Source organism: Halomonas sp. ABH4_019 (genome assembly GCF_056159885.1).
The window spans coordinates 699,143-721,425 of record NZ_JBSWWC010000001.1 but is presented as its reverse complement, the minus strand read 5'-3'; the positions used below and the strand labels follow the sequence as shown (position 1 = coordinate 721,425).

Here is a 22,283-nt window from a genome sequence, read left to right as displayed (position 1 = left end):
CATGATGGATTCAGGCCACCTCGTGGCCGCGGGCGGCCTCGAGCAGGGCGAACCAGGCCGGACGCGGCAGTTCGAGCGCGGCGTCCCGGCACAGCGTCTCGATGCGCTCGGGCTTGAGGCTGCCGATCACCGGCAGCGGCCGGCCGGGCAGGGCCCGCACCCAGGCCAGTGCCAGCCCGGCGGGGCTGACGTCGAAGGCCTCGGCCTGGGACAGCAGCAGGGCGCGCGCCGGGCCGGTCAGCACCCGGCCGCCGCCCAGCGGCGACCAGGCCATGGGCGCCTGGCCATCGCCCACCAGGGCATCGAAGAGACCGTCGAACAGCGGTGCGGGGTGGTCCAGCGACAGCTGCAGCTGATGGGCCGACAGGCGGCCGTGCATGGCGGCCTGCAGCCGTCGCCAGGCCTCCGGGCGAAAGTTGGAGATCCCGGCGGCACCGAGCTTGCCGGCGGCGATGGCGTCGTCCAGGGCGCGGCCGGTGGCCTCGGCGTCCATCAGCGGATCGGGGCGATGCAGCAGGAAGTGGTCGAGGCGCTCCACGCCCAGCCGCTCGAGGGCGTGGTCGATGGCCCGGGTCACGTAGGCCGGCGAGCTGTCGTAGTGCTTGACGGCGAACGCCGAGGCGTCGCGCTCGGGGGTGACGATGTCGGCCTTGGTCACCACCCTGACGCGCGAGGCCAGGCCGGGGCGGGCGCGCAGCGCGTCGCCGAACAGCCGCTCGCCGGCGCGGTCGCCGTAGATGTCGGCGTGGTCGAACCAGTGCAGGCCCTGGTCGAGGCGCGCCTCGAGCCAGTCGGCCAGCCGCTCGGGGGCGTGCAGTGCCGGGGCCTCGTGCAGGGCCATCATGCCCAGCGCGAAGGGCGCATCGAAGACCGGCGCGGCGCTCATGTGTCGTTCTCCAGGGAGAGGGTGGTGCCCAGCAGGTGCTGGGCGCCGGGTACCAGCCACACCGGGTCGAGCCGGGTGTTGGCGGATTCGATGCACAGGAAGCGGCGACCGGCGGCCTCGGAGGTGTCCGCCGGCCGGTCGTCGCCCGGGTTCCACACCACCGCCGAATCGCTGCCCTGGCGGGCGATGCGCAGGCGTCGGCTGCCGTCGTCCAGGGTGAGTTCGGCGTTGGTGTGGTAGATGCGGTCCAGCCCGCCGCGCACGCCGAGCTCGCCCTGCTGTTCGCGCTCGGCGAAGTCGGCGAGCTTGTCCAGGTAGCGGGCGCCGGCCAGCCCCTCGACCCGGCAGGCCCGGGCGTCGTCCACCGCCAGGTAGCTGTGCAGGGCGCCGGTGATCTTGGCCGGGGTCTCGCCGACATGCTCGGTGATAAGCTCCACGTGCAGGCGCTTGGCATTGGCCTGGATCACCGCCCGGGGCACCAGCTGGGAGTGCAGGCGCTCGAGCGGCGAGAGGTGCAGCTCGACGCCTTCCTCGTGCTCGTCCACGGCATCCAGGCGCCAGTCGGCCTTGCGCGCCGGGCCGTGCATCGGCCCGGAGCGGTCCGGTGACTCGTCGGCGGTGTGCTCGTCGGCGAACCAGGGCCAGCACAGCGGGATGCCGCCGCGGATGGCGCCGGGCAGCGCCTGGGGCGTCGGCGTGACCCACAGCCAGCCGCCGGCCACCAGGGCCTCCTCGCTCTGATCCGGGCTGCGCGTTCGCGTGTCTTCGGACGCGTTAGAGAGCGGCGCATTGGATAGCGAGCCCTCAGCGCGCGCGTCCCCGGGCGCGGGGGAAGAGCCTTCAGCGGTCGCGTCTCCGGGCGACACAGGTAAAAAGTGAAGCACCTGGGCGCCCTGGAGCGACACCACGAGTTCGCCCCAGGCCTCGCGGGCCAGCCATACCTCGCGGCCGGCCCATTCGGCGCGGCGTTGTCCGTCGGTGGCGTCCAGCAGGGCGCGCAGGGATACGGGAATCATTCGACCTCCTCATTGTGCAGGGCCTCGGCGGCGCCCAGCAGGCCGGTCCAGGGGGCGGTGACCACCTTCACCGGGAGCCCGGCGGTATAGGCGCCCATGCGGCCCTTGTCGGCGAAGGCCTCGCGGAAGCGGCTCCGCGGCAGCCAGTCGAGCAGCCGCGGCAGGATGCCGCCGCACAGGTAGACCCCGCCACGGGCACCCATGGTGAGCGCGGCATCGCCGCTGACGTCGCCGAGGATCTTCAGGAAACGCAGCAGGGTATCACGAGCCACGCCGTCGTCGCCGGCCGCCGCGGTGACCTCGGCGGGCGTCGAGTAGCGCGGATTGGCACCCTTCAGCGAGCAGTGCGCCAGGTAGAGGTCGAGCAGCCCCTGGCCGCACAGCAGCCGCTCCACCGAGATGCGGCCGTAGCGGTTGCGGAAGTGGCGCAGCAGGTTGTGCTCGCGCTCGTCGGTGGGGGCGAAGGTCACGTGGCCGCCCTCGGTGGCCAGCGGGATCCAGGCGTGGCGGCCGGGGAAGACGCCGGCCACGCCGAGCCCGGTGCCGGGACCGATCACCAGTCGCGCGGCATGGGGCGCCGGCTCGCCGGGCTGGACCTCGTAAAGGTCTTCCTCGGCCACGTGGGGCACGCCCAGGGCCTGGGCGGTGAAGTCGTTGATCGGCTTGAACAGCTCGAGCCCCAGGGCGTCCTTCACCTCGGCGCGGGTGAATGACCAGGGGTTGTTGGTCATCTTGATCCGTTCGCCGTGGGTCGGGCAGGCGAAGGCCAGGCAGGCCTCGCGGGGGGCGGTATCGCCTACGGCGCCGACCCGCTCCAGGTAGTCGCGCACCGCCTCGACCAGGCCGGAGTAGTCGGCGCAGGGCAGGCTCAGGATGTCGTGGGGCTCGAAGGCCCCCGGCGTGACCAGGGCGAGGCGGGCGTTGGTGCCGCCGATGTCACCGATCAGTGCGGGTCGTGTCATGGCTTCGTCTCAAATGTTCTCAGGGGGCTAGCCTGGGGCTCGGTCGGGGGCGTCCGCCATGGGGCCGCCCCTCTCGATATTCCCACCGATCAGTGCGGGTCGTGTCATCGTCAATTTATCCCTTCTGGCCGTCAGGGCTGATGCAGATTGTGAATCGCTCGCAGCTGCTCCGGAGACAGGTCTACGAGGGGGCGCTGTGACCCCCTCCCTGGGCGCTACCGACGCCATCCATGGCGTAGGACCCCCTCTACGACCAGTCCCCGGCGCTTCTCGCTATGCGCAATGGCGATATCGCTGTTCTGGCAGTGCCTCAGGCGTCCTCGTCGTGGATCTGGCCGGCCTGGCGGGCCAGGTCGTCGGCCTCGAAGCCGCCGAACACCCCGGCGCCTTCCTCGCCGCGCATGGCCAGGTGGCGGAAGCCGCCGAACAGCTCGCGGCCCAGGCCGACGTGGTAGTGGTCCAGCTCGGCCACGTGCTGCCCACGGTCGGCCCAGACGTGGGCCTCCACCTTGGCCTGCAGGGTGCCGGCGTTGGCGTCCAGGCGCACGACGTCGCCGTCGCGCAGCTTGGACAGCGGCCCGCCGTCGAGCGCCTCGGGGCTCATGTGGATGGCCGCCGGGACCTTGCCGGAGGCGCCGGACATGCGCCCGTCGGTGACCAGCGCCACCTTGTGGCCGCGGTCCTGCAGCACGCCGAGGAAGGGCGTCAGCTTGTGCAGCTCGGGCATGCCGTTGGCCTTGGGCCCCTGGAAGCGCACCACGGCGATCACGTCGCGGTCCAGCTCGCCGGCGTCGAAGGCCGCCTTCATCTCGTTCTGGTCCTCGAAGATCCGCACCGGGGCCTCGACCACGCGGTGCTGCTCCTCCACCGCCGAGACCTTGATCACCCCGCGGCCCAGGTTGCCCTCGAGCACGGTGAGCCCGCCAGTGGGGGCGAAGGGATCCGCCACGCCGCGCAGCACCTCGGTATCGAGGCTCTCCTCGGGGCCCTCGCGCCACGTCAGCGTGCCGTCCTCGAGGAAGGGCTCCCGGGTATAGGCGGTCATGTCGGTACCGAACACCGTGGGGATGTCGCCGTGGATCAGGCCGGCGCCGAGCAGCTCGCGGAACAGGTAGGCCATGCCGCCGGCGGCCTGGAAGTGGTTGATGTCCGCCTGGCCGTTGGGATAGACCCTCATCAGGCTGGGGGTCACCGCGGAGAGGTCGGTGAAGTCCTCCCAGGTCAGGGTGATGCCCGCCGCGGCGGCCATGGCCACCAGGTGCAGGGTGTGGTTGGTGGAGCCGCCGGAGGCCAGCAGGCCGACCACGGCGTTGACGATGGCGCGCTCGTCGATCTGCTTGTAGAAGGGGCGATAGTCGCCGCCGGGCTCGGTGTTGCGGACCGCCTGCTCGGTGGCGAAGCGGGTCAGTGCCTCGCGCATCTCGGTGCCCGGGTTGACGAAGGAGGTGCCCGGCAGGTGCAGGCCCATCATCTCCATCATCAGCTGGTTGGAGTTGGCGGTGCCGTAGAAGGTGCAGGTGCCGGGGCTGTGGTAGGACTCGGATTCCGCCTCGAGCAGGTCCTCGCGGCTCGCCTTGCCCTCGGCGAACAGCTGGCGGATGCGCGCCTTCTCCTTGTTGGGCAGGCCGCTGGGCATGGGGCCGGCGGGCACGAACATGGCCGGCAGGTGACCGAAGCGCGCCGCGGCGATGAACAGCCCCGGCACGATCTTGTCGCACACGCCGAGATACAGGGCCGCATCGAACATGTTGTGGGACAGCCCCACGGCGGTGGCCATGGCGATCACGTCGCGGGAGAACAGCGACAGCTCCATGCCCGGCTGGCCCTGGGTGACGCCGTCGCACATGGCGGGCACCCCGCCGGCGAACTGGGCGGTGGAGCCCATGTCGCGGGCCGCGGCCTTGATGGTCTCGGGGAAGGTCTCCAGCGGCTGGTGGGCCGAGAGCATGTCGTTGTAGGCCGAGATGATGCCCAGGTTGGCCGCGTTCATCAGCTTCAGCGAGTCCTTGTCCTGGGCGCCGCAGGCGGCGAAGCCGTGGGCCAGGTTGCCGCAGGACAGCTCGGCGCGATGCACGCCGCGCTTGTGCTGGTCGGCCATGCGCTGCTCGTAGAGCGCGCGGCGTTCGGCGCTGCGCTCGCGGATGCGCTGGGTGACCTGCTGGACGGTGGCATTGAGTGGCGTGGAAGCTTGAGCCATGGGGCACCTCGGCATGGGGAAACGAATGATCTCGTAAGTTTAACAAAAATATCGCCGGAAAGTCGGTAATGATAGGGGTGTTTGGCTATAGTTGTAATTAAGTTACCTTGAGCGACGCGCCGATGCGGCCGCGACGCTTCCGACGTGTGGGCTGGCAGCGAGGCTCGCGATCCAGGCATCATCACTGTAGGCACTTTGCCGGCCCCCTGTCAGCCGGCCCCGTCGGGAGTCCCCATGAGTCGATTGCGCCTGGTCGAGCTTGCCGCCGTCGCCGCCGTGCCGGCGGCGGATTGGAACGCCCTGGTGGGCGACGACCATCCCTTCCTGCGCCACGAGTTCCTGCATGCCCTGGAGGCCAGCGGGGCGGCGAGCGCCGAGACCGGCTGGACGCCGCGCCACCTGACGCTGTGGCGCGACGCTACCCTGGTCGGGTTGCTGCCCCATTACCACAAGCGGCATTCCTTCGGCGAATACGTCTTCGACTGGGCCTGGGCCGATGCCTGGGAGCGGGCCGGCGGGCGCTACTATCCCAAGGGGCTGAGTGCGATCCCGTTCACCCCGGCGCCGGGGCCGCGGCTGGCGCTGGCAAGCGACGTCGATCCCCTCGAGGCCCGCCGCTGCCTGGCCGAGGGCTGGGAAGGCGCGGCGCTGTCGAGCTGGCACCTGCTGTTCGCCGAACGGCCCGAGGTGGCCGCCTGGCGCGAGGCCCGCCCCGAGCTGATTCCCCGGGCCGGCGTGCAGTTCCAGTGGCAGGATCGCGGCTACGGCGACTTCGACGGCTTCCTGGCCGCCCTGACCTCCAAGCGGCGCAAGGCGATCCGACGCGAGCGCCGCCGGGTCGCCGAGCAAGGGCTGACCCTGCATCGGCTGGAGGGCGAGGCGATCGGCGAGGCCGACCTGGCGCACTTTCATCGCTGCTACCAGATCACCTACCTGGAACGCGGTCAGCGCGGCTATCTCGGCGAGGATTTCTTCCTGCGGCTGCGCCGCGACCTGCCCGAGGCGCTGGTGCTCGTCCAGGCGCGCCTCGAGGGGCGACCGGTGGCCGCGGCGCTGTGCCTTCAGGGGCGTCATACCCTCTATGGCCGTTACTGGGGCAGCGAGATCGAGGCCGATGGCCTGCACTTCGAGGCCTGCTACTACCAGGGCATCGAGCATTGCCTGGCCCGCGGCCTGAACCGCTTCGACCCGGGGACCCAGGGCGAGCACAAGCTGGCCCGCGGCTTCGCGCCGGTGGAGCTGACCTCGCTGCACCATATCGCCGATCCGCGCCTGCGCGCGGGGGTGGCGAGGTTCTGCGCCGAGGAGGCCGAACACGTCGCGGCCTACGTGGCGGCCGCCGAGCGGGCCCTGCCGTTTCGCGCCGGCGAGTGATGCCCTGGGCCCTTTGGAGCCATCACCGTTTGGCCCGTCGACGGATCAGCCCCTGGCGGTCGCGCTCACTGCGACAGCGGTGCCGGGCCGCTTTCGTGGATGAGGCGGCCCGGGGAAGATGGCATACTACGCCCTCGAATTCCCTGGCGACGGACCCTCAACATGCTCAAGTGGCTGGCCATCGTGCTCATCGCCCTCCAAGTGCTGCTGCAGTACCGCCTGTGGTTCGGCGAGGGGGGGCTGCGCGAGCTGGCCGAGGTGCGTCAGCGGGTGGACCGGCTGGAGACCGAAAACGCCCCGCTGCGGGCGCGCAACGACCGCCTCGCCGCCGAGGTGGTCGACCTCAAGAACGGCCTGGACGCCATCGAGGAGCGGGCGCGCAGCGACATCGGCATGGTGCGTCGCGACGAGCAGTTCTTCTGGGTCCCGGATGCCGGCACGCCCGGGGGAGGGGCGACGCCTTGAGCGAGCGACTCTGGCTGGTGGTGCCGGCCGCGGGCCGCGGCCGGCGGATGGGGGCGGACCGCCCCAAGCAGTACCTGCCGCTGGCGGGGCGCACGGTGCTGGCCGGCACCCTGGCGCGGCTTCATGCGGCCTTCCCGGGGGCGCGGCTGTGCCTTTGCCTGGACCCCGACGACGCCCATTTCGAGCCGGCCGCGGTGCCCTTCGCCGACTGGCGGCGGGTGCCCGGCGGCGCCGAGCGCGTCGACTCGGTGACCAACGCCCTGGCCGCCATCGCCGGCGAGGCCCATGAGAGCGACCCGGTGCTGGTCCATGACGTGGCCCGGCCCTGCGTGCGGGTCGACGACCTGCGCCGGCTGGCGGCGGTGGTGGCCGAGGACCCGGCGGGCGGCCTGCTGGCCGCGCCGGTGGCCGACACCATGAAGCGCGACGACGGCGCCGGGCGGGTGGCCGGCACCGAGTCCCGGGACGGTCTCTGGCATGCCCTGACGCCCCAGGGCTTCGCTTTCGGGGTTCTGCAGCGCGCCCTGACGCACGCCGCCGAGCGTGGCGTGACGGTCACCGACGAGGCCTCGGCGGTCGAGGCGCTCGGCCTCTCACCGCGCCTGGTGGCCGGACGCCGCGACAACCTCAAGATCACCCATCCCGAGGACCTGGCGCTGGCCGAGGCGATCCTCGCCGCCCAGGGAATACCCGATCACCACGCTGACAGGAACGATAGCGCATGATGCGAATCGGCCACGGCTTCGATGTCCACCGCTTCGGCGAAGGCGACCACCTGCGGATCGGCGGCGTCGCTATTCCCTTCGAGCGCGGCTTCATCGCCCATTCCGATGGCGATGTGCTGCTCCACGCGATCTGCGATGCCCTGCTCGGTGCCTGCGCGCTGGGCGACATCGGCCGCCACTTCCCGGACACCGACCCGGCCTGGGCCGGCGCCGACAGCCGCGAGCTGCTGCGCCGGGTGGTCGCTCAGGTACACGAGGCGGGCTACCGGGTCGGCAACCTGGACGCCACCGTGATGGCCCAGGCGCCGAGGCTCGCCCCCCACGTCGGGGCGATGGCCGAGCGCATCGCCGCCGACCTGGCGGTGGCGCGTGGCGCGGTCAACGTCAAGGCGACCACCACCGAGCGGCTTGGCTTCACCGGCCGCGGCGAGGGCATCGCCGCCGAGGCGGTGGTGCTGCTGGTGGGGGAGGCCGCCGATGCCTGAGGTAACCGAGGCGAACGACACCCAAGACGCGCCGCTCGTCTGGCCCCCGGGCTGGCCGCGAGTGCTGGATGCCCGCTTCGGCGCGCCGCGTCCCGGCGGCTACCGGGCGACGCCGGAAGACTTCCGGGTCGAGGAGTACCTGGGCTTCGAGCCCGAGGGGCAGGGCGAGCACCTGTGGCTGTGGGTGGAGAAGCGCGACCTGACCACCGCCATGGTCGCCCGCCGCCTGGCCCGGGCCTGCGAGGTGGCGCCCCGGGACGTCGGCTTCGCCGGGATGAAGGATCGCCATGCGGTGACGCGGCAGTGGTTCTCGGTGCACCTGCCCGGCCGCGAGGCGCCGGACGACCTGGACGCCCGGCTCGCGGAGCTGCCGCTGACGCTGCTCGAGGTGACCCGCCATCCCCGCAAGCTCAAGCGCGGGGTGCATGCCGCCAACCGCTTTCGCCTGCGCCTCACCGGCGAGGCGCTCGACGATCCCGGGCTCGTCGAGCGCTGGGACTGGCTGTGCCGCCACGGCGTGGCCAACTACTTCGGCCCCCAGCGTTTCGGCCCTGACGGGCGCAACCTGCATCGGGCGGCGAGCCTCTTGGCCCGCGGCTGGCGCAAGCGCGACGACCGCGACGGCATGCTGCTCTCGGCGGCGCGCAGTTACCTGTTCAACGAGCTGCTGGCCGCCCGCATCGCGGCGGGCAACTGGGACCGCCCCTTGCCCGGCGAGGCGGTGATCCTCGACGGCTCGGCGAGCCGGTTCGTCGCCGAGGCGGTCGACGACTCGCTCGCCGAGCGCGCCGAACGCCTCGACCTGCACCCCAGCGGCGTGCTGTGGGGGCAGGGCGCGTCGGTGGCCCGGGACGACGCCCTGGCCCTCGAGCAACGCCTCGCCGAGGCGCACCCCGGGCTGTGCGCGGGGCTCGAGCGGGCCGGCGTCAAGATGGCCCGCCGGCCGCTGCGCCTGCGGCTGGCGGCGCCGCGACTCGAGCCCGGCGACGGCGAGGCCTGGCTGTCCTTCACGCTGCCCCGCGGGGCCTTCGCCACCGCGGTATTGCGAGAACTGATCGCCCACCCGACCCTGAGTTTTCACCCGCCCCGCGAGGGCGCCGAGCGAGGAGCCGCGGATGCGTCGACTGCTGCTGTCCAACGATGACGGGGTGCATGCCCCGGGGCTGCGTGCCCTGCATGATGCCCTGGCGCCCCACGCGCGGCTGCGCGTGGTGGCCCCCGACCGCGACAAGAGCGGCGCCAGCAATTCCCTGACCCTGAGCCGGCCGCTGGCGCTGTCGACCCTGGACAACGGCTTCTACAGCGTCGACGGCACCCCGGCAGACTGCGTCTACCTGGGGGTCAACGGCGTCTGGGAGGAGCGGCCCGACCTGGTGATCTCGGGGATCAACCACGGCGGCAACCTGGGCGACGACGTCCTCTACTCGGGGACCGTGGCCGCCGCCATGGAAGGGCGCAACCTGGGCATGACCGCCATCGCCATGTCGCTGGTGGGGCACCGCCACTTCGATACCGCCGGCCGGGTGGCGGCGAGCCTGGTCGGGGTCGCCGACCGGCTCTCGCTGCCGCCGCGCAGCCTGCTCAACGTCAACGTGCCCGACCTGCCCTGGGAGGAGATCCGCGGCCTGCGGGTGACTCGGCTGGGCTACCGCGGGCCGGCGGCCGAACCGCTGGAGGTGCGCGACCCGCGGGGGCGCAAGCGCTACTGGATCGCGGCCGTGGGCGAGAACGCCGACGACGGCCCGGATACCGACTTCGCCGCCGTGGAGGCCGGCTTCGTGTCCATCACGCCGCTGCAGACCGACCTGACCCGGCATGCGGCGCGCGACGACGTGCAGGAATGGCTGGATGCGCTCACCTGATCTGCGTCCCGGCCTGCTGCAGGGCATCGGGATGACATCGCAGCGGACCCGCGACCGCATGGCCGACCGCCTGGCGCGCCAGGGCATCGCCGATCGCGGGGTGCTGGAGGTGATGGCCAGCGAGCCGCGCCACCTGTTCCTCGATGAGGCCCTGGCGCATCGCGCCTACGAGGACACCTCGCTGCCCATCGGCCACGGACAGACGCTGTCCCAGCCGTGGATCGTGGCACGCATGACCGAACTGGTCCGCGAGGAGAGGCCCGGGCGGGTGCTGGAGGTCGGCACCGGGTCCGGCTATCAGACCCTGGTGCTGGCTCGGCTGATCACGGAACTCTGGTCGGTGGAGCGGATCAATGCCCTGCATCGCCGTGCCGGCGAGCGGCTGCGCCTGCTGGGCGTGCACAACGCGCACCTGCGCCTGGCCGACGGTGGCCACGGCTGGCCGGAGGCCGCGCCCTTCGAGGTCATCCTGCTGACCGCCTGCGCCAGCGTGCTGCCCGAGCCATTGCTCGCCCAGCTGGCCGATGGCGGGGTGCTGATCGCCCCGCTGGCGGAGCGCGACGGCAAGCAGTGGCTGGTGCGGGTGCGCCGGCAGGGCGATCGGTTCGAGAAGCAGCGCCTCGAGGCGGTGCGCTTCGTGCCGCTGCTGGAAGGCGTCATACGCTGATGAGTCGGCCGCAGGCCGAGGTGTCGGTCGGGGCGAGTCCGGCGCGCCGGCCGCTCCACGCACCTGCGCCAGAGCGGCGCGGCGACAACCGAAGGGATCGGAACCGCGCCATGCGGTTGTCGAATGAACAGGACAGTGGGAGTGAGTTCTTGAAGCGTCAACTAGGCCTCTTGCTCAGGGGCGCCGGCATGGGGGCCGCCGATGCGGTGCCCGGCGTCTCCGGGGGCACCATCGCCTTCGTCACCGGCATCTACGAGGAATTGCTCTACACCATCCGCCGCTTCGGGCCCAGCGCCGTGGGTGCCTGGCGACGCGGCGGCGCGGCCGGGTTGGCGGCCCACCTCAACCTGGCGTTCCTGCTGCCGCTGCTGGCCGGCATCGTCGCCAGCCTGATCAGCGTCGCCCACCTGGTGGTGTGGCTGATGGACGACCAGCCGCTGCTGCTCGACGGCTTCTTCTTCGGCCTGGTGGCGGCCTCGGCGCTGGTGGTCGGCCGGCACCCCGCCGACTGGCGCTTCTGGCACCTGTTGCCGCTGGTGGTCGGGCTGCTGCTGGCCCAGGCCCTGCCGGCGCTGATGCCCTGGATCGGGCGCCTCGGCAGCCCCGAGCTGATGCTGGTGACGGCCGGGGCCATCGCCATCAGCGCGCTGCTGTTGCCCGGCGTGTCGGGCAGCTTTCTGCTGCTGACCATGGGGCTTTATGGCAAGGTGATGGCGGCCATCCGCGGCTTCGAACTGGAGGTGATCCTGCTGTTCGGCGGCGGTTGCGCGATCGGGCTGTTCGCCTTCTCGCGGCTGCTGTGCTGGTTGCTCGAGCGCTTCCACACGGCGACCCTGCAACTGCTGGTGGGGTTCATCCTCGGCTCGCTGCCGGTGCTGTGGCCCTGGCGGGAGCTGGTCCGCTACCAGTTGGGCCCGGACGGACAGATGATCCCGCTCGATTACCGCTATCTGACACCCACGGGGTATTCCCAGGTCACCGGGGACCCCGCCCAGCTGCCCGTCGTGGTGGCGCTGATGCTGGCCGGTGCTGCCCTGGTGTGGGGCATCGGCCGAGTCCATCGCGGCGGCGAGGCCGTCGCCCGCGATGGCCGACACAAGGACAAGGAGGAAGGTTCCGATGCATAAGGTGTTGCTGATTTCCGGGCTGACCCTGGCCCTGGCGGGGTGTGCCGCCTCGCAGCAGGCCCCGCAGCCGGTGCAGGTCCAGGACCTGTCGGCCAGCCGTTCGGCCGAGCGGCCCGCCACCTACACCGTCGAGGCCGGGGATACCCTCTACGGCATCGCCTGGCGCCATGACATGGACTATCGCGACCTGGCGCGGCTCAACCGCATCGAGCCGCCCTACCGCATCCAGCCGGGCCAGCGGCTGGCGCTGGGCGGCAGTGCCGCCGATGCCGGCGGGGGCGAGTCCGGCCAGGCGGTGACCTCGACCGCGGCCGCCGCCGGTGGCGCCGTGGCCACCGGCCTCGATGGCGCGAGTCAGGACGACGGCTCGCTGGACTGGCTGTTGCCCGACGGCAGCACCGAGCGCAGCGCGCCGCGCCCCGCTGACGGAGACGACGGCGCCGCGAGCGAGGCCCAGGCCGCCGGCGCCTCGGGCGAGGCGAGCGCGGCGGGGCCGGGGCCTGTCTTCGATCCCGACAGCCCGGGGGCCGATGGCGAGCTCAGCGAGCGTGACCTGGCCGAGCGCCGCGAGCGCGAGGCCCGCACGACTGACGAGGCGACGACACGGGCCGACGACGAGGCTCCGGCGGAGGAGGCTCCGGCCGAGACGGCGAGCGCCGACGGCGAGCCCCGAGCCGACGACGCGGCGAGCGAGCCCGAGCCCCAGGCCGATGCCGGCGCCCAGGTGGCCGGCGAGCCCGAGAGCCAGAACCGCGAGACGCGCCGCTACACGCCGGTGGAAGAGGTGCCCTGGCAGTGGCCGGTCGACGGCCAGGTGGTCGGTGATTTCGGCGACGGCGGCAGCATCACCGCCGGCATTGATATCGACGGTCAAAAGGGGCAACCTGTCAAGGCGGCCGGACCGGGCATCGTGGTCTATGCGGGCAGTGGCGTACGGGGGTACGGCAACCTCATCCTGCTCAAGCACAACGACCAGTTCCTGAGCGCCTACGCCCACAACGACTCCCTGAACGTGAAGGAGAACGACGTGGTCGAGGCCGGCGAGGTGATCGCCACCATGGGCGACAGCGATGCCGAGGACGTCAGGCTGCACTTCGAGGTGCGCAAGGACGGCCAGCCTCAGGATCCGCTGGAGTATCTGCCCAAGCGTTGAAGGGAAGGGTCGCCGAGTCGCTCGTTTCAGCAGCACGACACCATACAATGACAACCTCTGACATCGATCGTTTCGGGCATCGGACGATGCCCAAGGCAACCACGGGGTGACCATCGATGAGCATGCTTGAGCGGGACCTGCATGACGTGGACCTGGAATCGGCCGCCGAGACCAGCGAGCGGGAAGTGGAGATCGAGACCGCCGCACCGGACGAGGTCGAGAGCGACGAGGCCTTCGAGAAGGCGCTCAGTCGCGAGGATCGCCACTACCACCATAGCCTGGACGCCACCCAGATCTACCTCAACGAGATCGGTTTCTCGCCGCTGCTGACGCCGGAGGAGGAGGTCCACTACGGGCGCCTCGCCCGCAAGGGCGACCCCGCCGGCCGCTCGCGGATGATCGAGTCCAACCTGCGCCTGGTGGTCAAGATCGCCCGGCGCTACCTGAACCGTGGCCTGACCCTGCTCGACCTGATCGAGGAGGGCAACCTGGGGCTGATCCGCGCGGTGGAGAAGTTCGACCCCGAGCGTGGCTTCCGTTTCTCCACCTACGCCACCTGGTGGATTCGCCAGACCATCGAGCGGGCGCTGATGAACCAGACCCGCACGATTCGCCTGCCCATCCATGTGGTCAAGGAGCTCAACATCTACCTGCGGGCGGCCCGCGAGCTGACCCAGAAGCTCGATCACGAGGCCACCGCCGAGGAGATCGCCGACTATCTCGACAAGCCGGTGGAGACCGTCAAGAAGATGATGGGGCTCAACGAGCGGGTCTCGTCGGTGGACTACCCGGTGGGCAGCGAGAGCGACAAGCCGCTGATCGAGACGCTGGCCGACGACAATGACCTGGGTCCCGAGTCGACCCTGGTCGACGGCGACGTCAAGCAGCACGTCGACGACTGGCTGGCGGAGCTCACCGACAAGCAGTGCGAGGTGGTGGTGCGCCGTTTCGGGTTGCGCGGCCACGAGGCCTCGACCCTCGAGCAGGTCGGCGAGGAGATCGGCCTGACCCGCGAGCGGGTCCGCCAGATCCAGGTGGAGGCGCTGAAGAAGCTCAGGCGCATGCTCGACAAGCAGGGACTCGATCTGGACGCCATCTTCGAGTGACCGCGTCTCCCTTGCCGTCTCCCCCGAAAGCCAGGACAGCGTCCTGGCTTTCTGCGTTATGAAGAATCACTTGGGCCAAAATACCGACAAGCACTTTATTTGCGGTTCTTGTCACTGCTTTTTTGTGAATATTTGGTTTTATAGGCCATGAAAAAGCCATCTTTTTGAAAAATAATAGGCCCTTTGTCTTCACTGGAGTCTTGCCCCATGGCCCGACCGCTGCGCGCCGACATCGACCTGGACGCCCTGCGCCACAACTACCGCCTGGCCCGTGATCTCGCCCCCGCCAGCCAGGCGGTGGCGGTGCTCAAGGCCGACGCCTACGGCCACGGCCTGGTGGCCTGCGCCCGGGCACTGGAGGGGCTGGCGCCGGCCTTCGCCGTGGCCTGCATCGAGGAGGCCGAGACGCTGCGCGCGGGCGGCATTGCCGCTCCCATCGTGCTGCTGGAGGGCATCTTCGAGGCCGCCGAGCTCGAGCGCGTCGAGGCGCTGGGACTGTGGATGGCGGTGCACAGCGACTGGCAGCTGGAAGCCCTGCTGGCGAGGCGACCGGCGCGGCCGATCCCGGTGTGGGTCAAGGTCGATTCCGGCATGCATCGCCTGGGCTTTGCGCCGACGCGGGTCGAGGCGGTGTGGCGCCGCCTGCTGGAGGCGCCGGACCATGCTCGCGACCTGCACCTGATGAGTCACTTCGCCAGCGCCGATGCCGTCGACGACACCTATTTCGCTCGCCAGACAACGCTGCTCGCCGAACTCGCCGAACGCCTTGACGCGCCCACCTGCCTGGCCAACTCCCCGGCGACCCTGGCGCGGCCGACGAGCCACGGCGCCTGGAACCGTCCCGGGGTGATGCTCTACGGCAGCGATCCGCTGGAGGCGGCCAACGAGGCCAGCCGGCGGCTGGCGCCGGTGATGACCCTGCGCTCCGAGATCATCGCCGTGCGCGAGCTGGAAGCGGGCGAGCCGGTGGGCTATGGCGGTCGCTGGACGGCGTCGCGGGCGTCGCGCATCGGGGTGGTGGCCTGCGGCTACGGGGACGGCTACGACCGACACGCCGTCGACGGCACCCCGGTGCTGGTCGAGGGGCGGCGCACGGCCATCGCCGGCAAGGTCTCCATGGACATGCTGACCGTGGACCTCACCGATGTTCCCGAGGCGGATATCGGCAGCGAGGTAGTGCTGTGGGGCCGCGCGGCGGGTGGCGAAGTGCTGTCCGTGGACGAGGTGGCCCGCCACTGCGACACCATCAGCTACACCCTGCTCACCGGGGTGCTGCCGCGGGTGCCGAGACGCTATCATGGCGGCTGAACCCGAGTAAGAGCGACCCATGTCCAAGGACGAGACCGAGACCCCGACTGCCTTCGCCCACCCCCGCTACTGGCCGACCTGGCTGGCCATCGGCGCCATGCGCACCGCCGCCTGGCTGCCCTGGCGACTCAAGCTGTGGATCGGCCGTGCCATCGGCCTGGCCGCCTGGCGCTTCGCCGGGCGGCGCCGGCACATCACCGAGACCAACATCCGGCTGTGCTTCCCGGAGCTCGACGAGGCACGGCGCCAGCGTCTCGTCAGGGAGGCCTTTATCGCCAACGGCATCGGCATCCTGGAGACGGCCACCGGCTGGTGCCGCGATCCCGAGCACCTGCGACACCGGGTGACCTTCCGGGGCCGCGAGCACATGGCCCGCGCCCAGGCACAGGGCAAGGGCGTGCTGATCATCGGCATCCATTTCTCGACCCTGGACCTGGGCGGGGCCCTGCATTCGCTGTTCTTTCCCGCCGACGTGGTCTACCGGCCCCACGACAATCCGCTGTTCGAGCGCTTCATGACCCGCGCCCGCTCGCGCATCTTCGGCCGCGCCATCGACCGCCACGACCTGCGCGGTGTGGTGCGCCGGCTCAAGAGCGGCCACAACGTCTGGTACTCGCCGGACCAGGACTTCGGCCGCGACGCCAGCGTCTTCGCGCCCTTCTTCGGCGTCGAGGCGGCGACCATCAAGCTGACCGCCAAGATCGCCCGCATGACCGGGGCGCCGGTGATGCCGCTGATCTTCCACCGCAACCCCGACGACCGCACCTACACCCTGGAGTACCTGCCGCCGCTGGAGAACTTTCCCAGCGGTGACGACGTGGCCGACGCCACCCAGGTCAACGCCGTCATCGAGGCCGCCATCCGCCGCCACCCCGAGCAGTACCTGTGGCTGCACCGCCGCTTCAAGACCCGCCCGAAGGGCGAGCCGAAGCTCTATTGAGTGTCGCCGGCTGCCGACGGCAGCTCACGGGGCAGGGCCAGACGATGCCGCCCCCGGGTCAGCCGGTCGCCGACGAAGGCGCGGTCCATGGGATGTCGCGAGATGCGGTCGAGCCGCGACACGACGCGCTCGGCCATGGCCTGCAGGGCGGTGAGCCGGGCACCGTCGGCCTCGAGTGACAGCGCCTTCAGCGCCTTGAGCAGCCCCAGCAGCACGCTCTGATCGTCGCCGCCGTAGTGCAGCAGCGGCACGAACAGCCGATGCAGCAGGCTGTCGATGCCTTCCAGCGGCCAGGTCACCCGCAGCCGTTCCCGTTCGTCGAGCAGCGCGTTGGGCGGCTGCCAGGTCAGATGATGGCGCAGCAGGTCGGTCAGGCGATGCAGGCACAGCCGTGCGGTGCCCGGATCGTTGATACCCGGTGACAGGGCCTTGAGCGCTACCTCCATCAGCTGCGTCATGCCGTGCACGTAATACTCGTTCACCGACTCGCCGTCCAGGCAGATCAGGCACTCCCGCAGCGCCTCCTCCCAGGCCTTATCCGGCGCTTCCTCGGCTTCCAGTATGGCCAGCGGAGCGCCCTCGATCAGATAGTCGCCGAAGCGAAAGCTCAGGTGCAGCCGGCCGTTCAGGCGCGCCGCCAGGGCTGCCATGGCGGCGAGATCGGCACCCTGCAAGTAGCCCTCCCGGCCCATCCTGATCTCGTGGCAGGGCGGGCGCGGCAGCGGTGGCGTGTCCATGTAGCGCCAACGCTCGCCCCGCTGACACGCCTGCTGGCGACGCATGGCGCGCAGCGTGGCGTCGTGCAGGCCGCCGATCACCGCATCGACCTGGACCGACTGCGAGGCGCCGTGGATGAAGTACACGAACAGCCCCAGGCAGTGCACGGCCAGAATGCAGGCGAGATAGACCGCCGGCGCCATCCAGCCGCGGGCGTCGTCCGGTGCCATCAGCAGCAGGAGCAGCAGCAGGATGGTGCCGAGGTAGTGGCCCAGCACCCACTGGTGGCGGCGCTCACCGATCAGCCCGAACACCAGCTTGTGGGAGAAGTTGCCGCCGGCCTGGGAGAGGATCGACATGACCATGGAGAAGCTGAACACCGTCAGCGAGATCATGCCGCCGAGCAGTGCCGTCAAGAGCCCGCGGGCGCCGTCGGGCAGCGGCGGGACCCAGGCCTCGAGGCCGGCGGGAAAGCCGACGTCGAGGGTGGTGCTGAGCAGGATCATGAGACCCAGCAGGCCGTAGCTCGCGGCGGCCAGCGTCGGCAGATAAGCGATGCTGCTGGCGAAGCGCCGGAACAGCTGAACGGGGTGCAGCAGAAGCCTCGGTGACATGCCCGGTCCTCGCGCGGCCACGATGACGGCGGTCGCGGCACCGCGCTCCGCCAAGTCTTCTTATGGCGGCTTCGGCCACCGCTGTCCAGCGCCGGGGCCAACGCAAAAAACCCCACGACCGCGAGGTCGTGGGGTTGTCTTCCAGCTTCAAGCTTCAGCCCGCGCAGCGGGCGTTCTTACGGCTCCGGCGAAGCCGGTCAAGCGTCGATGCGCTTGTATTTCATCCGATGCGGGGTATCGTCGCCGACGCGCTTCTTGTGATCCGCCTCGTACTCGGTGTAGTTGCCCTCGAAGAACTCCACGTGCGACTCGCCCTCGAAGGCGAGGATGTGGGTGGCGATGCGGTCGAGGAACCAGCGGTCGTGGGAGATCACCAGGGCGCAGCCGGGGAAGGCCAGCAGGGCTTCTTCCAGGGCGCGCAGGGTCTCGATGTCCAGGTCGTTGGACGGCTCATCGAGCAGCAGCACGTTGGCGCCCTGCTTCAGCGTCTGGGCCAGCTGCAGGCGACCGCGCTCACCGCCGGACAGGTCCGACAGGCGCTTCTGCTGGTCGTTGCCCTTGAAGTTGAAGCGGCCGACGTAGGCCCGCGAGGAGACCTCGTAGCCGTTGATGTTGAGGATGTCCTGGCCGTCGGACACCGCTTCCCACACCGTCTGCTTGTCGTCCAGGGCGTCACGCAGCTGTTCCACGTAGGCGATGTCGACGGTCTCGCCGCGCACCACCTCGCCGCTGTCCGGCTGCTCGGTGCCGTTGATCAGCTTGAACAGGGTCGACTTGCCGGCGCCGTTGCCGCCGACGATGCCGACGATGGCGCCGGGCGGAATCGCGAAGTCCAGGTTCTCGTAGAGCAGCTTGTCGTCGAAGGCCTTGGACACGCCGTGGAACTCGACGACCTTGTCGCCCAGGCGCGGGCCGGGCGGAATGTAGATCTCGTTGGTCTCGTTGCGCTTCTGGAAGTCGCCGGACTGCATCTCCTCGAAGCGGTTGAGGCGCGCCTTGCTCTTGGCCTGGCGGCCCTTGGCGTTGGAGCGCACCCACTCGAGCTCGTGCTTGATGGCCTTCTGGCGCGAGGCCTCCTGCTTGGCCTCCTGCTCCAGGCGCTTCTCCTTGGCCTCGAGCCACTGGGAGTAGTTGCCCTCGAAGGGAATGCCCTCGCCGCGGTCCAGCTCGAGGATCCAGCCGGCCACGTTGTCGAGGAAGTAGCGGTCGTGGGTGATCGCCACCACGGTGCCGCTGTAGTCGTGCAGGAAGCGCTCCAGCCAGGCCACGGACTCGGCGTCCAGGTGGTTGGTCGGCTCGTCCAGCAGCAGCATGTCGGGGCTCGAGAGCAGCAGGCGGCACAGCGCCACGCGGCGACGCTCGCCCCCGGAGAGGTTGCCCACCTGGGCCTCCCAGGGCGGCAGGCGCAGGGCCTCGGCGGCCACCTCGAGCTTGCGCTCCAGGTTATGGGCGTCGGCGGCCTCGATGATGTTCTCGAGCCGCGCCTGCTCGGCGGCCAGGGCGTCGAAGTCGGCGTCCGGCTCGGCATAGGCGGCATAGACGCCGTCGAGCTTCTCCTGGGCCTCCTTGATGGCCCCCAGCGCCTCTTCCACGGTCTCGCGGACGTTCTTCTCGTCGTCGAGCTCCGGTTCCTGGGGCAGGTAGCCGACGTTGATGTCCGGCATCGGTCGGGCTTCGCCCTCGAACTCGGTGTCGACGCCGGCCATGATGCGCAGCAGGGTCGACTTGCCGGCGCCGTTGAGGCCCAGCACGCCGATCTTGGCGCCCGGGAAGAAGGACAGCGAGATGTCCTTGAGAATCTGTTTCTTGGGGGGCACGACCTTGCCCACCCGATTCATGGTGTAGACGTATTGCGCCATGGAATCTCACTACGGTTGGAAAGAACGGATTGGAGAATGCGCTGGCCCACGATGATAGAGCCCGGGGGGAGGAAAGGCCAGGGGCGGCCTCGCCCCTCGTCCCTCACTCCTCCTCGCCGAGCTCCCAGTCATCCTCGATGGCGCGTCTCAGGCGGCGGTCCTCGAGCAGCGCTTCCAGGCGTCGTCGGGCGCGTAGCTGCTCGGCACGGCTGGCCGGACGGGCACGGCGATAGTCGTCGTCGTTGACGGCCTCGTCGTGATCGTCGTCGTAGAAGTCGTCGTGAAGGGGCGTGTCGTGAGGGGCATTGTGGCGCATGCGAGGTCCTCCCATGGCCGAGCCGCCCGTGGGCGGCACAACAAGTCCGATACCCTGCCGGGGGGGGCAGGGCCCCGGATGCCCTTGGCGGGCATCTGACGGCTATATAAGGGGAGATGCGGCCAAGCGCAAGGGGTAGCGCCAAGAAAGTCGGCGTGGCCGCGATCCCGGGGCGTGCTGCGGAGGGGCGGCGCGCCGAGAGGCCGGGCGGTGGCGCTCAGGAGAGGCCGTGCTCGGCCTTGAGCCGCTCCAGCTCCTGCTGAGCCTCGACGCGCTCGGTGACATCCTTCTGCACGCCGATGAAGTAGGTGAGGCAGTCGTCCTCGTCGAAGACCGGGGTGATCGACAGCTCGTTGTAGAACAGGGTGCCGTCCTTCTTGTAGTTGCGCAGCACCTCGCGACAGGGCCGGCCGTCGGCGAGCGCCTTGCGGATCGCCGCCAGGGCCGGCTGGTCGCGGTCTTCGTTCTGCAGGAAGCGACAGTCGCGGTAGAGGATCTCGTCGGCGCTGTAGCCGGTCAGGCGCTCGAAGCCGCGGTTGACGTAGATCAGGATGTTCTCGTCGCCTTCCCGCTCGGCGACGACGATGCCGTCCTCGGAGGCATCGACCATACGTTCGAGCAGGTCCGGATGGATCAGGGAGGGGCGTTTCATCGAGGCATTCCTGTCGCGAGGGCTTGATGGGCGGCGGCCGGCGCCGCCCCGTTGCAAAATATCATGGCCAGCCGGGCCCGGGATTTCAACGCCGCCGTGACTCATTCGACCTCCGGCAGCCGTGCGGCGCTGGCCGCGGCGGCCAGGGCGGTGGCGGCCAGCGCCAGCAGCAGCGCGCCGCTGCCGAGCCACTGGGCCAGGGCGCCGACCAGCCCGCCCACGGCCAGCATCAACACCCCGGTCAGGGTGTTCGAGAGCGCCACGTAGAGGGCCCGGTCCTCGGCCCCGGCGAGGTCGACGACATAGGTCTTGCGTCCCAGCCGGGCCCCGGCGTGCACGATCACCAGCAGCGCATAGAGCAAGGCATAGGGCCACACGCTCGCCGTCCAGGCGCCGGGCAGCCAGGCCAGCAGCGCCCCGGCGGCGCAGCACACGGCGGTGCCCAGGGCGGCGAGGCGCATCACCCGGCGGCTCGAGGCATCGGCGCGCTTGCCCCAGACCGGGCTGGCCAGCATGCCGGCGATGCCCGACACGATCACCAGCACGCCCAGGCCCCCCAGCTCGGTGCCGGCCTGGCGCTGGCCGAGCAGGGCCACATAGGGCAGCGCCAGGGCGCTCGACAGCAGCAGCGCCCGGCTCAGGTTGAAGTGGCGGAAGGTGCGGTCCTCGCGGAGCAGGCGCACGCCCTCGCGCAGCGTCGAGGCGATGCTGTCGCCGCCCTCCACGGCGCCGGGCACCTCGCGGATGCGCGCGGCACAGAGGGCGTTCAGCGCCCAGCCCAGGGCGGCCACCGTCAGCAGCGCGGCCAGGGCGAACTCCCCGGGGCGATCGCCGAACCACACCAGCACGGCGCCGGCGGCCAGGGTCGCGGCGCCGGCAATGCTGCCGCTCCAGCCCATCAGGGTGCCGCGGCGCCGCTTGGCGATGGTCTTGCCCAGTACGTCCTTGGTGGCAATCGACGACAGGCCCCGGGCCAGCGACAGCGCCACCAGCACGGCGAGCACCAGGGCGCCGCCGAGCCCGCCCCGGCCGAACACTGCCAGCAGCGCCAGGGCGGCGGCGGCCAGGGCCTGGAGGAGGGCGCCGGCTACCCAGACGCCCTTGCGCTCCGGGCGGCCGCGGATGAAGCCGGCCACGAACAGCTGGGGCAGCAGGGCGCCGGCCTCGCGGATCGGCACCAGCAGCCCGACCATCCATACCGGGGCGCCGATGGTGCCGAGCAGCCAGGGCAGCACCAGTCTGGCGCTTGCCAGCTCGTCGGCCAGCTTGTTGCCGAGCGAGGCCGCCAGGTGGAGGAAGAAGTTGTGAGGTTGCTCACGGCAGGCCTCGTCGGGGATATCCCGGCACATCCGGCTGTCCTCGTCGCCGGTCAGCCGCTCGTAGAGGCGGGTCTGGCTGATCTCGGGGGCGGCCATGGAGGCTCCTCGCTGGTAGCATGAGGCCTTTATTGTTGCGACAGGAAGGGCCTCGTGTCACGTATTCGCATTCACTACTGTACCCAGTGCCAGTGGCTGCTGCGCAGTGCCTGGTACGCCCAGGAGCTGCTCTCGACCTTCGGCGAGGATCTCGAGGAGGTGGCCCTGGTGCCGTCCCACGGCGGCTACTTCGAGATCTTCTGCGATGACCAGAGCCTATGGGAGCGCAAGCGCGACGGCGGCTTCCCCGACATCAAGGCGCTCAAGCAGCAGGTTCGCGACCGCCTCGACCCGGAGCGGGACCTGGGGCATATCGATCGATAGGCTCGAGGGTAAGGAGTACGGAGTAAGGAGCGAGGTGCGCGGACAAGCCAGCATCGCCTCACTCCTCACGATTCACTTTTTTGTCTCGAACCTCGCGGCTGGAGGCATTCGAC

At 70.5% G+C, this 22,283-nt stretch carries 22 protein-coding genes; 13 read left to right on the top strand and 9 right to left on the bottom strand.

The window, feature by feature from the left end; genetic code table 11:
• Positions 1-10: 10 nt before the first annotated feature.
• From ACXAFN_RS03270 to edd, 4 genes are all read right to left on the bottom strand, one after another.
• Complete coding sequence (locus ACXAFN_RS03270; RefSeq protein WP_474986149.1) at positions 11-886, bottom strand: aldo/keto reductase; 876 nt, start codon at positions 884-886, stop codon at positions 11-13.
• On the bottom strand, positions 883-1,902 hold the full coding sequence (locus ACXAFN_RS03265) for a D-hexose-6-phosphate mutarotase (RefSeq protein WP_474986147.1): 1,020 nt from the start codon (positions 1,900-1,902) through the stop codon (positions 883-885). The genes ACXAFN_RS03270 and ACXAFN_RS03265 overlap by 4 nt, the downstream gene beginning before the upstream one ends.
• Complete coding sequence (glk, locus tag ACXAFN_RS03260; protein ID WP_474986145.1) at positions 1,899-2,864, bottom strand: glucokinase; 966 nt, start codon at positions 2,862-2,864, stop codon at positions 1,899-1,901. Before glk ends, ACXAFN_RS03265 begins: the two co-directional genes overlap by 4 nt.
• Positions 2,865-3,174: 310 nt before the next feature.
• Positions 3,175-5,061, bottom strand: coding sequence for a phosphogluconate dehydratase (gene edd / locus ACXAFN_RS03255; protein ID WP_474986144.1), 1,887 nt, complete (start codon positions 5,059-5,061; stop codon positions 3,175-3,177).
• Positions 5,062-5,295: 234 nt separating this feature from the next.
• Between edd and ACXAFN_RS03250 the strand changes: the two genes are divergently transcribed.
• The 12 genes from ACXAFN_RS03250 (at position 5,296) to lpxL (ending at position 16,273) form a co-directional block, all read left to right on the top strand.
• On the top strand, positions 5,296-6,435 hold the full coding sequence (locus tag ACXAFN_RS03250; protein WP_474986142.1) for a GNAT family N-acetyltransferase: 1,140 nt from the start codon (positions 5,296-5,298) through the stop codon (positions 6,433-6,435).
• Positions 6,436-6,597: 162 nt separating this feature from the next.
• The gene (gene ftsB, locus ACXAFN_RS03245) at positions 6,598-6,900 is read left to right on the top strand and encodes a cell division protein FtsB (protein WP_474986140.1); all 303 of its coding nucleotides are present in this window, start codon (positions 6,598-6,600) and stop codon (positions 6,898-6,900) included.
• A gap of 47 nt (positions 6,901-6,947) precedes the next feature.
• Positions 6,948-7,625: a 2-C-methyl-D-erythritol 4-phosphate cytidylyltransferase gene (gene ispD, locus ACXAFN_RS03240; RefSeq protein ID WP_474987464.1), complete on the top strand. Its 678-nt coding sequence runs from the start codon at positions 6,948-6,950 to the stop codon at positions 7,623-7,625.
• Positions 7,625-8,110, top strand: a complete 486-nt coding sequence (ispF, locus tag ACXAFN_RS03235) for a 2-C-methyl-D-erythritol 2,4-cyclodiphosphate synthase (protein ID WP_474987462.1) — start codon at positions 7,625-7,627, stop codon at positions 8,108-8,110. The genes ispD and ispF overlap by 1 nt, the downstream gene beginning before the upstream one ends.
• The gene (gene truD / locus ACXAFN_RS03230) at positions 8,103-9,254 is read left to right on the top strand and encodes a tRNA pseudouridine(13) synthase TruD (RefSeq protein WP_474986139.1); all 1,152 of its coding nucleotides are present in this window, start codon (positions 8,103-8,105) and stop codon (positions 9,252-9,254) included. The genes ispF and truD overlap by 8 nt, the downstream gene beginning before the upstream one ends.
• A complete protein-coding gene (surE, locus tag ACXAFN_RS03225) occupies positions 9,226-9,972 on the top strand; it encodes a 5'/3'-nucleotidase SurE (RefSeq protein WP_474986137.1) in 747 nt (248 codons plus the stop codon). Before truD ends, surE begins: the two co-directional genes overlap by 29 nt.
• Positions 9,959-10,639, top strand: a complete 681-nt coding sequence (locus ACXAFN_RS03220; protein ID WP_474986135.1) for a protein-L-isoaspartate(D-aspartate) O-methyltransferase — start codon at positions 9,959-9,961, stop codon at positions 10,637-10,639. The genes surE and ACXAFN_RS03220 overlap by 14 nt, the downstream gene beginning before the upstream one ends.
• Positions 10,640-10,788: 149 nt before the next feature.
• A complete protein-coding gene (locus ACXAFN_RS03215; RefSeq protein ID WP_474986134.1) occupies positions 10,789-11,766 on the top strand; it encodes a DUF368 domain-containing protein in 978 nt (325 codons plus the stop codon).
• Positions 11,759-12,919, top strand: coding sequence for a peptidoglycan DD-metalloendopeptidase family protein (locus tag ACXAFN_RS03210; RefSeq protein ID WP_474986132.1), 1,161 nt, complete (start codon positions 11,759-11,761; stop codon positions 12,917-12,919). Before ACXAFN_RS03215 ends, ACXAFN_RS03210 begins: the two co-directional genes overlap by 8 nt.
• A 116-nt stretch (positions 12,920-13,035) precedes the next feature.
• Entirely contained in the window at positions 13,036-14,025 is a 990-nt protein-coding gene (gene rpoS / locus ACXAFN_RS03205; RefSeq protein ID WP_474986130.1) for an RNA polymerase sigma factor RpoS, read from the top strand.
• A 207-nt stretch (positions 14,026-14,232) separates the two neighbouring features.
• Entirely contained in the window at positions 14,233-15,333 is a 1,101-nt protein-coding gene (gene alr / locus ACXAFN_RS03200; protein ID WP_474986128.1) for an alanine racemase, read from the top strand.
• A 19-nt stretch (positions 15,334-15,352) separates the two neighbouring features.
• The gene (lpxL, locus tag ACXAFN_RS03195; protein WP_474986126.1) at positions 15,353-16,273 is read left to right on the top strand and encodes an LpxL/LpxP family Kdo(2)-lipid IV(A) lauroyl/palmitoleoyl acyltransferase; all 921 of its coding nucleotides are present in this window, start codon (positions 15,353-15,355) and stop codon (positions 16,271-16,273) included.
• On the opposite strand, the gene ACXAFN_RS03190 is transcribed toward lpxL, so the two are convergent.
• From ACXAFN_RS03190 to ACXAFN_RS03170, 5 genes are all read right to left on the bottom strand, one after another.
• Positions 16,267-17,604: a DUF2254 domain-containing protein gene (locus ACXAFN_RS03190; protein WP_474986125.1), complete on the bottom strand. Its 1,338-nt coding sequence runs from the start codon at positions 17,602-17,604 to the stop codon at positions 16,267-16,269. The genes lpxL and ACXAFN_RS03190 overlap by 7 nt on opposite strands.
• A gap of 197 nt (positions 17,605-17,801) precedes the next feature.
• On the bottom strand, positions 17,802-19,463 hold the full coding sequence (gene ettA / locus ACXAFN_RS03185; RefSeq protein ID WP_474986123.1) for an energy-dependent translational throttle protein EttA: 1,662 nt from the start codon (positions 19,461-19,463) through the stop codon (positions 17,802-17,804).
• Between the two features lie 103 nt (positions 19,464-19,566).
• Entirely contained in the window at positions 19,567-19,779 is a 213-nt protein-coding gene (locus ACXAFN_RS03180; protein ID WP_474986121.1) for a PA3496 family putative envelope integrity protein, read from the bottom strand.
• A gap of 217 nt (positions 19,780-19,996) precedes the next feature.
• Complete coding sequence (locus ACXAFN_RS03175; RefSeq protein WP_474986119.1) at positions 19,997-20,431, bottom strand: PAS domain S-box protein; 435 nt, start codon at positions 20,429-20,431, stop codon at positions 19,997-19,999.
• Positions 20,432-20,532: 101 nt separating this feature from the next.
• Positions 20,533-21,846 (bottom strand): MFS transporter, encoded by a 1,314-nt coding sequence (locus ACXAFN_RS03170; RefSeq protein WP_474986117.1) that lies wholly within the window; start codon positions 21,844-21,846, stop codon positions 20,533-20,535.
• Positions 21,847-21,900: 54 nt separating this feature from the next.
• Here ACXAFN_RS03170 and ACXAFN_RS03165 point away from each other — a divergent pair, with 54 nt between their 5' ends.
• Entirely contained in the window at positions 21,901-22,170 is a 270-nt protein-coding gene (locus tag ACXAFN_RS03165) for an Rdx family protein (protein WP_474986116.1), read from the top strand.
• The last annotated feature ends 113 nt before the right edge of the window (positions 22,171-22,283 follow it).